At 67.3% G+C, this 12,566-nt stretch carries 7 protein-coding genes; 4 read left to right on the forward strand and 3 right to left on the reverse strand.

The features are described 5' to 3' along the window. The first annotated feature begins 22 nt into the window (after nucleotides 1-22). Genes ACQR1H_RS29660 through ACQR1H_RS29670 form a run of 3 tightly spaced genes read left to right on the forward strand, consistent with a single transcriptional unit; the run spans nucleotide 23 to nucleotide 8,245 of the window. Nucleotides 23-4,024 (forward strand): hypothetical protein, encoded by a 4,002-nt coding sequence (locus ACQR1H_RS29660; protein ID WP_434908599.1) that lies wholly within the window; start codon nucleotides 23-25, stop codon nucleotides 4,022-4,024. Next, nucleotides 4,024-7,290: a hypothetical protein gene (locus ACQR1H_RS29665; RefSeq protein WP_434908600.1), complete on the forward strand. Its 3,267-nt coding sequence runs from the start codon at nucleotides 4,024-4,026 to the stop codon at nucleotides 7,288-7,290. Before ACQR1H_RS29660 ends, ACQR1H_RS29665 begins: the two co-directional genes overlap by 1 nt. Next, nucleotides 7,244-8,245 carry a glycosyltransferase family 9 protein gene (locus ACQR1H_RS29670; RefSeq protein ID WP_434894121.1) on the forward strand — a complete coding sequence of 334 codons (1,002 nt, stop codon included), beginning with the start codon at nucleotides 7,244-7,246 and terminating at the stop codon, nucleotides 8,243-8,245. The genes ACQR1H_RS29665 and ACQR1H_RS29670 overlap by 47 nt, the downstream gene beginning before the upstream one ends. Here the strand turns inward: ACQR1H_RS29670 and ACQR1H_RS29675 are convergent. From ACQR1H_RS29675 to ACQR1H_RS29685, 3 genes are read right to left on the reverse strand one after another with little or no spacing between them, the layout of a single operon-like run. After that, complete coding sequence (locus ACQR1H_RS29675) at nucleotides 8,184-9,224, reverse strand: class II aldolase/adducin family protein (RefSeq protein WP_434908601.1); 1,041 nt, start codon at nucleotides 9,222-9,224, stop codon at nucleotides 8,184-8,186. The genes ACQR1H_RS29670 and ACQR1H_RS29675 overlap by 62 nt on opposite strands. A gap of 14 nt (nucleotides 9,225-9,238) precedes the next feature. Beyond that, complete coding sequence (locus ACQR1H_RS29680; RefSeq protein ID WP_434885861.1) at nucleotides 9,239-10,108, reverse strand: TIGR01459 family HAD-type hydrolase; 870 nt, start codon at nucleotides 10,106-10,108, stop codon at nucleotides 9,239-9,241. Then, nucleotides 10,105-11,379, reverse strand: coding sequence for an FGGY-family carbohydrate kinase (locus ACQR1H_RS29685; protein WP_434885860.1), 1,275 nt, complete (start codon nucleotides 11,377-11,379; stop codon nucleotides 10,105-10,107). Before ACQR1H_RS29685 ends, ACQR1H_RS29680 begins: the two co-directional genes overlap by 4 nt. Nucleotides 11,380-11,559: 180 nt before the next feature. Between ACQR1H_RS29685 and ACQR1H_RS29690 the strand changes: the two genes are divergently transcribed. Then, the gene (locus ACQR1H_RS29690; RefSeq protein WP_315804181.1) at nucleotides 11,560-12,549 is read left to right on the forward strand and encodes a sugar-binding transcriptional regulator; all 990 of its coding nucleotides are present in this window, start codon (nucleotides 11,560-11,562) and stop codon (nucleotides 12,547-12,549) included. Nucleotides 12,550-12,566 lie beyond the last annotated feature (17 nt).

Raw genomic sequence — 12,566 nt, forward strand, 5'->3', positions numbered from 1 at the left:
CAACGGCAAGACGGCGTTGGGCATGACCACGCCGCCACATATCCCGACCGGGACGCTGCAGTGCTCGAACTGCCACAGCAACACCGCGGCGAGCTTTGCCACCTACACCATGAACCACGCCGCGGTGGCGACCGCGCGCTGCGATAGCTGCCATAACGGCTCCTACACCGGCCAAGGCACCAAGGGGGCGCTTGGCACCGCTTCGTACCCGAACCACGTCGCGACCGGCGGAGCCGACTGCGTCAGTTGTCATGCCAAGGCCGCCTCGGGCGGCTTCAACAGCTGGGGCGGCGCCGCGTTCAAGCATGCCGCGACCGACACCAACTGCGCGACCTGCCACAACGGCAAGACGGCGCAGGGCATGACCACGCCGCCGCACATTCCGACCGGCACGCTGCAGTGCTCGAACTGCCACAGCAACACCGCGGCGAGCTTTGCTACCTACACCATGAACCACGCGGCGGTGGCGACGGCGCGCTGCGACAGCTGCCACAACGGCAACTACACCGGCCAGGGCACCAAGGGGGCGCTCGGCACCGCGTCGTATCCGAACCACGTCGCTACCGGCGGCGCCGACTGCGTCAGCTGTCACGCCAAGGCGGCCTCGGGCGGCTTCACCAGCTGGGGCGGCGCGGCGTTTGCTCACAAGGCCACCGACACCAATTGCTCCACCTGCCACAACGGCAAGACGGCGTTGGGCATGACCACGCCGCCACATATCCCGACCGGGACGCTGCAGTGCTCGAACTGCCACACCAACACCGCGGCGAGCTTTGCCACCTACACCATGAACCACGCGGCGGTGGCGACGGCGCGCTGCGACAGCTGTCACAACGGCAACTACACCGGCCAAGGCACCAAGGGGGCCATGGGCACGGCATCGTATCCGAACCACGTCGCTACCGGCGGAGCCGACTGCGTCAGTTGTCATGCCAAGGCGGCGAGCGGCGGCTTCACCAGCTGGGGCGGCGCGGCGTTTGCTCACAAGGCCACCGACACCAATTGCTCCACCTGCCACAACGGCAAGACGGCGTTGGGCATGACCACGCCGCCACATATCCCGACCGGGACGCTGCAGTGCTCGAACTGCCACAGCAACACCGCGGCGAGCTTTGCCACCTACACCATGAACCACGCGGCGGTGGCGACGGCGCGCTGCGATAGCTGCCACAACGGCTCCTACACCGGCCAAGGCACCAAGGGTGCGCTTGGCACCGCTTCGTACCCGAACCACGTCGCGACCGGCGGAGCCGACTGCGTCAGTTGTCATGCCAAGGCGGCGAGCGGCGGCTTCACCAGCTGGGGCGGCGCGGCCTTCAAGCATGCCGCGACCGACACCAACTGCGCGACCTGCCACAACGGCAAGACGGCGTTGGGCATGACCACGCCGCCACATATCCCGACCGGGACGCTGCAGTGCTCGAACTGCCACAGCAACACCGCGGCGAGCTTCACGACCTACACCATGAACCACGCCGCAGTGGCGACGGCACGCTGCGACAGCTGTCACAATGGCAGCTACACCGGCCAGGGCACCAAGGGCGCACTCGGCACGGCGTCGTATCCGAACCACGTCGCCACCGGCGGCGCCGACTGCGTCAGCTGTCACGCCAAGGCCGCGAGCGGCGGCTTCACCAGCTGGGGCGGCGCCGCGTTCAAGCATGCCGCGACTGACACCAGCTGCGCCACCTGCCACAACGGCAAGACGGCGCAGGGCCTGACCACGCCGCCGCACATTCCGACCGGCACGCTGCAGTGCTCGAACTGCCACAGCAGCACCGCGGCGAGCTTTGCCACCTACACCATGAACCACGCCGCGGTGGCGACGGCGCGCTGCGACAGTTGTCACAACGGCAGCTTCACCGGCCAGGGCACCAAGGGTGCGCTCGGCACCGCGTCGTTCCCGAACCACGTCGCGACCGGCGGAGCCGATTGCGTCAGTTGTCACAGCAAGGCCGCCAGCGGCGGATATGTGAGCTGGGGCGGCGCGGCGTTCACCCACTCCGCGGCCAACACCAATTGCTCAGCCTGCCACAATGGTTCGAGCGCGAAAGGCCTGACCACCCCGCCGCATATTCCGGTGACGGGCGTGCAGTGCTCGAACTGCCACAGCAACACCGCGGCGAGCTTCGCCACCTACACCATGAGCCATGCTGCCGTGCATGCCACGCGCTGCGACAGCTGTCACAACGGCTCGTATCGCAGCCAGGGCCGCAGGGGTGCGCAGGGGCCGGATCATAGCGCGAAGTCGCAGGATTGCGGCTGCTGCCACGTGCGCGCCGCCGCCAACTTTTCCACCTGGGACGACGACCCGCAGAAGCCGGCAGCGGGCTGCTCCACGACGGCGCGGTCGGTGGTTCCTGCTCAGGCCCCGGCCGTCAAGGCGGTGACGCCGGCCTCGACCGCCAACCGGACGATGACGGCAGCAACGAATCCCGATGCAGCACCCGGTACGAACGCTGCACCGGCTGCATCTCAGGCCGGCGCTGCCGCCAAGCCTGCGGCGCCATCCAGTTCGACGCTCCTGTTCAGCAGCAAGCCGCTGGCGAACACGGCTGCGACGTCGACGGCCCCGACAGCGGGATCCGAAGCAGGGGCCTCCGCCAGTTCGTCCAGTTCCTCCAATCCCGACAGTTCGGCCAAAGCTGGCGGCGCGGCGGCGTCCGTGCCGCAGCCGTCGGGGACGCCGCCCCGAATGACATCCGCGACATCACCGCTCTCGCCGAATGATCCCCGCGGTAGGCTCTTGCCTCCAACCGATACGGGCAGCGACTCGCCGGAAGCGAAGAATGCCGGTCGGCTTCCGTCGCTGCTGCCGACGTTCAATCCGAGGGCAGGGCTTGCCGGATCGAGCACCACGGAGGCCGATTCCAGATTCAATCACATGACGGCGCAAGGGCCATGCGCATCCTGCCATAACGGAATGACCGCGCCTGGCAAGCCGCCGAAGCACGTCGCAACCGCTGCGCCGTGTGAGACCTGTCACAAGAGCACGACGACGTTCAGCGGCGCCCGGTTCAGCCATACTGGAACGACGGCGGCCTGCGCGAGCTGTCACAACGGCATGGCCGCGACCGGCAAGCCGCCGAAGCATGTCGCGACCACTGCGCCGTGTGAGACCTGCCACAAGAGCACGACGACGTTCAGCGGTGCCCGCTTCAGCCACACCGGCACGATGGCGGCCTGCGCGAGCTGTCACAACGGCATGGCCGCGAGCGGCAAGCCGCAGAAGCACGTGGTCACCAGCGCGCCCTGTGAGACCTGCCACAAGAGCACGACGACGTTCAGCGGCGCCCGCTTCAGCCACACCGGCACGATGGCGGCCTGCGCGAGCTGTCACAACGGCATGGCCGCGACGGGCAAGCCGCAGAAGCACGTCACGACGAATGCGCCGTGCGAGACCTGCCACAAGAGCACGGCGACGTTCAGCGGCGCCCGCTTCAGCCACACCGGCACGATGGTGGCCTGTGCGAGCTGCCACAACGGCATGGCCGCGAGCGGCAAGCCCCAGAAGCACGTGGTCACCAGCGCGCCATGCGAAACCTGCCACAAGAACACCGTGTCGTTCTCGGGCGCGCGGATGGATCACACCAGCCTGACGGCGCCGTGCGCCAGCTGTCACAACGGCTCCAACGCCACCGGAAAGTCGCCGAAGCACTTCGTGACCAACGTCCCCTGCGAGAGCTGCCACCGGACGGTGAGCTGGAGCTCGGTCAATTACCGGCATATGTCGGCGAGCTATCCGAACCATAGCGCGGCCATCGGCTGCACCGCCTGCCACAGCGGCAACTCGCAGGCCGTTCTGTTCAAGTTCGCGGCCTACAAGCCCGACTGCGCCGCCTGCCACGCCGGTGATTTCCGCCCGCAGCAGCACGCCAAGCTCATGAAGCCGGCGCCGATGGATTACACCGTCGCCGAGCTCAAGGACTGCACAGGCGCATGCCATATCTATGCTGACAAGTCGCAGACCACCATCGTCACCCGCCGCCAGCGGCAGCACCGGGTCAATGGAGGTGGCTGGTGATGCGCGGCTGCTTCAGACAAGCCGCGGCAGCGAGGTCGGCGGGATGGCTGATCGGTCTGCTGGCCGGCTTGCTCGCAATCCTGCTCGACGGGGTCTTTGGCGTTGCACCGGCCCAGCCGGTCATCGATCAGTTCGTCGCCAATGCAAATGCCACGACGATCGGAAACTGCAGCCTTCTGCGGGTCAATTTTCACGTTCGTGTTCGCTACACCGGGCATTTCCCGCTCGACCAAGGCAGCCAGCTCAGCGTCTCGCTGCAATTGGTCGACCGGGACGCCATCATGGCGCGGCGCCTGGTCAGGCGCGAAGGCGTGCGTGTCGACAATGCCCAGGGCTCCGGCATCCAGGACGTCTATCTGACGCTCGATCAGAACAGGGGACCGATCCTCGTCGTCCAGTTTGCCGGCGAGTTCACCTATCAGATCGTCCAATCCGGCAGCTTCGAGCAGGTGGCGATCGTGGTGGCCCGAAAGGGTCCGGTGTCGGCGTGCAAGGTGAAGGCCCTGGTGCCGAGCGTAGCCGCCCCGGATGCGCCGAAACCGGTTGCGGTCCCCGGTGCGGCGGCGTCGGTCCGCAACGACAATCGCACGATGCAGCGGGCCTCCGCCGCGGACATCCGGTTTGCGGAGGCGTCGATGGACGAGGCTCGCGCGTCGATCAAGAAAGGCAATTTCAGCGCCGCGATCGAGCTCCTGAGGAAGGTGCTGAAACTCCCCGAGAACGGCTCGAGCGCCGAGGCGCAGGAGCTGCTCGGCGTGGCGCGGCAGAAGGCTGGCCAGACCGCTGCCGCGCAGGCGGAGTATGAAGACTATCTGCGCCGCTATCCGACTGGCGAGGGCGCCGAGCGGGTGAGGCAGCGACTCGCCGCGCTTCTCACCGCAACCAGCAGCGCGCCGGCGCGGCCGCGCGACATGCCTTCCGTCACGCCCGACGGCGGAGACATGGGGGCAGGCATGCCGACCAAGGCGGCAGGGCCGAACGGCGACACCCGCTGGTCGATGTCGGGCAGCCTCTCGACCACCTTCATCACCAACGACACGACCAGCGCCGTCAAGGACAGAGCGATTGCGCCGAATCCGAATGCGGATCCCGACGCGCACCGCGTGCATCAGAACACGCTGCTGACCAATTTCGACTTTCTCGGCACCGCCGATAACGATCGCATCAGGACCAAGTTCAGGCTGGCGTTCACCCATGAGCGCCAGTTCGATACCGGGAACGACAAATACGGCGTCTCGACCGCGCAGGTCGATTACACGCTGAAGGAGGCGGACGTGACGCTGCGCGTCGGACGGCAATCCCGCAACACCGGCGGCGTGATCGGCCGCTTCGACGGCGCGGTGCTGAGCTGGCAGAAGAGCCCGGGGCTGCGCTTGAACGTGCTCGCGGGCTCGCCGAACTGGAGCCGTTTCGACGCACCGTTCAAGGATGGCAAGACGCTCTATGGCGCAAGCATCGACTTCGGCAAGATCCTGGGTGGCCTCGAGACCACGGTCTACCTGATCACGCAATACGACCGCAACATCGTCGACCGCCAGGCCATCGGCGCCGAATTCCGCTATTTCGACGCCAACAAGTCGCTGCTCGGCCTGATCGACTACGACACGCATTTCCGCGCGCTCAACGCCGCCGTGTTCTCGGGAACGTATACGTTCGAGGACAAGTCGGTCATCAACGCCTCGTTCGACTATCGAAGAGTGCCATTTCTCTCGACCTGGAATGCGCTGCAGGGGCAGCCCTTCCTCACCCTCTACGACATGATGAAGTTCAATACCGCGGGCGAGATCAGGCAGCTCGCGATCGACCGTACGCCGACGTTCCAGTCGGCGATGGTGAGCTACTCGCGGCCATTGAATGAGACTTGGCAGGTTGCTGCCGATGCCACGGTGACCAATCTCACCGGCACGCTGCCGTCCGGCGGCGTCGACGGCACGCCGGCGAGCGGCCTCGAATATTATCTGTCGGCCCAGCTGACCGGGAACGGCATCATCAAGCCGGGCGATCTGTTCATGGGTGCGCTGCGCTACGCGAGCCTGGCGGACTCCAAGTTCTACGTTCTCGATCTTGCCACGCGCTATCCGATCACGCCCGATCTCGCCATCAGCCCGCGGCTGCGGGCGGGGTACAGGTCCGGGACCCGGACCGACCTGAAGGAGTACACGGTTCTGCCGTCGCTGCTGGTCAGCTATCTCTGGTCGAAGGAGATCAGCCTGGAAACGGAGATCGGCTATCGGTTCGTCGACAGCACGCTCGCCAACGTCAAGACGACGACCAAGGACCTGTTCGCGACGGTCACGTTGCGGCGCGATTTCAACGCCGACGGTGTCACCAAGTGCAACGCCTCGGTCGTCAGTTGCGCCTGGGCCAGGCCTGCAGCGTTGCAGGGCGGGCAGGGGGCAGGCTCGGGCGACATGCCGCTGCAATCGCGCGCGTCGATCCTGCCGTCCTACATGCTGGAGACCGGTGTGCGCTACTGGTTCAGCTCCGGGCAGAATCGCTACCGCTATTTCGCCGATCAGGCTGCGACGCTTCAGGTCTCCCGGCTCGCCTATGGCGGCATGACCGGGCACAGCGGCGAGATGTTCTTCAGGATCGATGCGCTCGACGGTCCGTTCACCAACATGTTTCTGAAGGGCTATATAGGGGCGGGCAAGATCAGCTCGGGCACGCTCGTCGACGAGGACTTCGCTCCGTTCGTCAATCCGTCGTCCAAGACCGTCAGCAGCGTGGGCGGGGGGCTGCAATATGCAAATCTCGATGTCGGTTTCAACCTGCTGGAGACCGAACGCTTCCGGCTCGGCGCCTTCGTCGGCTATCAATATTGGACGGAGACGGTGGACGCGCGGGGCTGCACCCAGGTGGGCGGCAATCCGACGATCTGCGCTCCTGCGCTGGGGCCGGGCGTGAAGGTGGTGACCGAGCAGGATCGCTGGCATAGCGGACGGGCCGGTGTCTCCCTCGACACGCGGCTGTCAGACCGGCTGAGCTGGCAGGCGGAGGCCGCCTATGTCTGGACCACGCAGAATGCGATCGACACGCACTATTTCACGTTCGGGCGCGATCCCGCCTCAGGGCAAGGAAGCGGCTTCCAGGCCGAGACCGTGCTGAACTACCAGTTGACCGACAATTTCCGCATCGGCATCGGTGGGCGCTGGTGGCATCTCAGCACCAATGCCGTCGATTCGTTCAATCAGGTCCTGAGATATACGACGGAGCGCTATGGCGTCTTCCTCCAGGGCTCCTACCAGTTCAATCGGGCAAAATAGCCGGCCGGAGGCGTCCAATCATGAACGACCGGACGGCCATCCGGCCTTCGCGGGACAAACCATCATCATCGCCGCCGATGAAGGACTGGGTGATACGATCCAGTTCGTCCGCTACGTGCCGATGGTCGCAGCGCTGGGCGCGCGCGTGATCCTCGCCGTTCAAGAGTCGTTGCTTCCGCTGTTGTCGAACATGCCAGGCATTTCGCAGTGTGTTCCTGTCGCGGAGGCCAGCGAACTTGCGGGAGTGGATGTCCAGTGTCCGATCATGAGCCTGCCGCTTGCCTTTCGGACGACACTGGCCACGATTCCAGCGCCGGTGTCCTATTTGCCGGCGCCTGATCCGGATCGGATCCAACTCTGGCAGGAGCGCCTTGGCACCCCGGAGAAATTGCGGATCGGCCTGGTCTGGTCAGGCAATCCCAACCACCTCGACGACCACAATCGTTCCATCCCATTGCGCATGTTTTCCAGCCTGCTCCGCGAGGATGCGGCGTTCATCAGCCTGCAGAAGGAGCCGAAGGCCGAAGACAAGGCCGTGCTCCAGGAGGCGAGCGGGATCGTGGACCTGTCGGGTCTACTTGCCGATTTCGCCGATACCGCCGCGCTGATCTCATGTCTGGATCTCGTGATCACGGTCGATACCAGTGTCGCTCATCTCGCCGGCGCGCTTGGCTGTCCGACCTGGACGCTCCTGTCGTACACGCCGGACTATCGCTGGCTGCTCGATCGTGACGACAGCGTCTGGTACCCGCGCATGCGCCTGTTCCGTCAGCGCGAAAGGCGCGATTGGCGCGAGGTCATCGATCAGGTCGGAGATGCGCTTCGTGAACGGATCGTGGCGAGGGCGTCGTCCCCGCCGGTCTCTAGCGATGATCGCGTGGTCCTCCGCCGCTTCAATTCGACGACTGGCGGCTTGCCGTCAGTTGCTGGCGGTAACGTTCGGCGTCCCAGTTGAGCAGCAACTGCTCGTGCTGCGACGAGAGATAGCCGATATCGGCCGATAGCGGCAGGCGGCTGGTCACGAGCGCGAGGCAGCTCAGCATGGCCTCGGCGCCCGGGCTGGCGTCGCTGCGGATGATGGCACCGAGACCCGGCGCGAGCGCTGCGACGGGCGCGGGCAGGCGGTTCGCGTCCGCGCGCGCGAGCAGCGTGGCGAGGCCGCCGGCGTCCTCGATCGTCGGCAGGCCCGGGCCGAGAAACACGACGTGGTCCGGATACAATGAGCCGCCGGTCGCGATGGCACGGCTGAACGGATCGGTCGCGATGCCGTGGCTGGCAGCGTCATGCGGCGGGCGATAGGCGGTGCCGTCGCACAGACGGCGCAAGGCCGCTTCGTCGGCGGGAGGCGCCGGGCGCACCGGCAGCGCCAGCCGGCGCTCCACGTCATGGACCAGCGCCTCGGCCTCATCGCAGCTTTCGGCACCGACGACGAGGCCGTGATTGCCGAGGATCAGCACGTCGATGCGCTCGCGCGCGACGACGGCGCTCACCGCGCGCGCCAGCGGCAGCCCGGGATGAAAGTAGTCGAGATGGCGCCAGGCGAGCCCGTCCAGCCGGGCCGCAAAATCATCGCGCGCATCGCGCCGCGCCGCCCAGGCGATGGTGTTGACGGCATGGACGTGCAGCACGACCCGGTGCGGCAGCAGCGCGTGCAGCGCCGTCTCGATCGAGGCGCGCAAGTGGCCGGGAGCGGCCAGCGGAATGCGCTCGTCGTCAGCGGCGAGCGCATCGCGCGCCGCAGGCAGCAGAACAGGCACGAAGATGTCCTTCGCGTCGGCGTCGGCGTCGGCAAGCCAGGTGCCGGACGCCTTCACCCACAGCACGTCATCCCGCTTGAGCGAGGAGTTGCCGCCGGCGCCTTGCACCAGCTCGATGTTGCGGCCGACCCGCGCCGACATCCGGCGCAACTCATGAAGCTCGGCAGGCTGGCGCATCTCGCGTCTCCTTCTCACCACGACAGGTGCTGCATCGTCCAGTTCGGCATGCGGCCGGGCGAAGCCGCGAGCTTGCGCGTCGCCGCAGCGAGGTCGGGCGCGCCGGCCAAGGTCGTGCGATGCACGCCATCGCCGAGCAGCAGGCTCTGCAGGCCTGCGGCGCGGGCGCCGGCGACGTCATGGTCGAGCGAGTCGCCGATCATCAGCACGCGGTGCGGATCCGGATCGCCGAGCTGCTCCAGCGCGGCCGCGAAGATCGGCTGATACGGCTTGCCGACGAAGCTCACCGGGCCGCCGAGCCACTCATAGGCGCGGGCCAGCGTGCCGGGTGCCGGCACGAGGGCGGCCGCACCGAACATCATCAGGTCGGGATTGGCGCAGATCATCGGCACGCCGCGCGCCGCCGCTCCGGTGAAGCGATCGCGCCAGAGGTCCGGCTCGGCGAGGTCATCATCGAGGCCGCCGAGCAGGATGAAGTCGGCGTCCCGCATATCCGTCACGAGGACGAGATCGAGCCCGTCGATCAGCGAGCAGTCGCCGCCCCTGGTGATCAGGAAGCAGGCGCTGCCGCAATCGGTGAACGGCGCGCGCGTCCGGTCGCGTAGTCCGCTCCAGGTCACCTCGCCCGAGGTGAGAATGCCGTCATAGGCCGAGCGCGGCAGGCCGAGCCGGGCGAGGCGCTCGGCATTGGCGCTCGCGCGCTTGCCGGAGTTCGACAGCACCAGGATCTGCTTGCCGGCCTCGCGCAGCCGCAGGACGCAGTCGTGAGCCGCCGGAAGCACGGTCCTGCCGTCATGCAACGTGCCCCATTGATCGAGCAGGACGTGATCGAACCGCTCGGCGATGGCGGACAGGCCGCTGATCTCGCACGCTGCCGCCGTCATTGCGGCGGTCCCTGCAGCGCCAGCAGCGCCGCGCCGTAGCTCGCTTCGGTCTGCGCGGCAACGCTGACGGGCACGCCGACGATGCGCCGGCGGATATCGGTCCAGGCGTCGTTCCGGGCGCCGCCGCCAATGCTGATCACCCGCCGCAGCGCCGGTGCGCCGAGCGCGTGCAGGCGCTGATAGGCGAGCGCCTCGACGCTCGCGATGCCTTCGAGCAGCGCCTGGAAGAAGCGGTGATCCTCGGCCGGGCGCGGCGTGATCTTTGGTGCGAGGGCGGGGTCGGCGATGGGGAAGCGCTCGCCGGGTTTGGGCAGCGGATAGTAGTCGAGCCCGGTGGGCTCGTCCGGGCGCAGCAGCGGGGTCATGCAGGCCATGTCGGCGGCGGTGAAATGCGCGAGCAGCGCGGCGCCACCGGAGTTCGATGCACCCCCGGCGAGCCATTTGTCACCGAGGCGGTGCGAGTAGACACCCTGATCGGCGGCGAAGATCGGCTGCGTCGCGACCAGCTTCACCACCAGCGTGGTGCCGAGCGAGGTCACCGCATCGCCTGGCGTATCGGCGCCGGTGGCGATGAAGGCGGCGACGCCGTCGGTGGTGCCGGCGACGATGCGCGCCGACGGCGACAGACCGAGCGCGCGCGCGATCGACGGATCGATATCGGCGAATGGCGTGCCCGGCACCAGAATGCTCGGCAGCACGTCGCGGGGAACGCCGAGCTGATCGATCCAGCGCGGCCATTCGCGCCTGACGGGATCATAGCCGAGCTTCAGCGCGTTGTTCTCGTCGCTGACGCCGTGGCGGCCGGCGAGGCGTCCGGCGATCCAGTCGGCCTGATGCACGGCGTGCCGCGCGCCGCTGGTGGAGGCGAGCAGATGCAGCAGCTTGGCGAGCGGGCTGCTCGTGCCATGCGCGCCGCTCTCGGGCGGCGCCACCGCGGCGATCCGCCTGGCTTCGTCGACCGCGCGCGCATCGTTGTACATCAGTCCGTGCGAGCGGGGCCGTCCGTCGGCGTCGATCAGCAGCAAGGTGCCCGAGGTGCCGTCGACCGCGATGCGCGCGATGGCGCCGGGATCGACGATCCTGCCGAGCTTGTCGAGCGCCGCGACCGTCGCCTGCCACCACAGCTCGGGATCCTGGTCGACGGCGTTGCCGTCCTGGCGCGGCGCGGCGAGCGGAACGGCGGCTGCGCCCTTGATCTCGCCGCGCGCGTCGACGGCGCAGGCGCGCACACCGCTCGTGCCCACGTCGATGCCGACAAACAACTCCGTCATGCGACCTCATCCCGTTGTGCGCCGGCGAGCATGTCTGTGCTTGCCCGGCGCGTCATCCCTGACGCGCTGCAGCACGTTTGGGGGATTGACGGCCGGATCGCCGTCTGCAATTTTTTGCAAGGTGTGAAGAAATTTGCAAGCAGGCATTCAAGCGTGACGACAGCTTCCGACAGGGCGTCGATGGTGGACGGCGAGGCTTCGCTGGCGACGCGCGCCGCATGGCTGTATTTCGCGGCCGGGCTGACGCAGTCGGAGGTCGCCGATCGGCTCAACATCCAGAGCACGAAGGCGCATCGCCTGATCGCGCGCGCCAGCCGCGAGGGCATGATCCGTGTCTTCGTCGAGGGTCCCGTCGCCGAATGCGTCGCACTTGAGAACGCGCTGGCCGAACGCTACGGGCTCGACTTCTGCCGTGTCGCGCCGGATCTCGGCGAGGGCGACCTGCCGCTGAAGGCGCTGGCGCTGGAGGGCGCGAGCTTCCTGCGCCAGGTGCTGGAGCGCGGCGACGACAAGATCATCGGTGTCGGCCACGGCCGCACGCTCGCGGCCGTGGTGGCGCAACTGCCGCAGACGCCGGCGCGCGACGTGCAGTTCGTGTCGCTGCTCGGTGGCCTGACGCGCAAATTCGCCGCCAATCCGTTCGACGTGATCCATCGCCTGGCCGAGCGCACCGGCGCCGAAGCCTATCTGCTGCCGGTGCCCGTGTTCGCCAACTCCGTCGCCGACCGCCGCGTGCTGATGCAGCAGTTCGGCATTGCCGACGTGTTTGCTCTCGCGCAGAAGGCTTCGCTGCTGTTCGTCGGCATCGGCCAGATCCATGCCGACGGCTTCCTGGTGTCGAGCGGCATGATCAAGCCGGACGAGGTCGTCGAGCTGAAGCGCGCCGGCGCCTGCGCCGACCTGCTCGGGCATTTCTTCAACGCCCAGGGCGAGCTGCTCGATCTCGATCTTTCGGCGCGGGCCACCTCGATGGCCGCTGCCGATCTGAAGAAACACCGCATCGTCGCCATCGGCGGCGGCGAGGCGAAGATCACGGCCCTGCGCGCTGTGCTGCGCAGCGGCTTCCTGAATGGCCTCATCATCGACGAGGCGACCGCTCAGGCATTGGCGACTGACAAGCCGGAGAAGACATCTGGCAACTCCAAGAACAAGAGTCGGAAGGGCAGGTAACGCGAACACGTCTCTAC

The sequence above is a fragment of the Bradyrhizobium sp. HKCCYLRH2015 genome (assembly GCF_051168215.1).
Classification (GTDB): Bacteria; Pseudomonadota; Alphaproteobacteria; order Rhizobiales; family Xanthobacteraceae; genus Bradyrhizobium.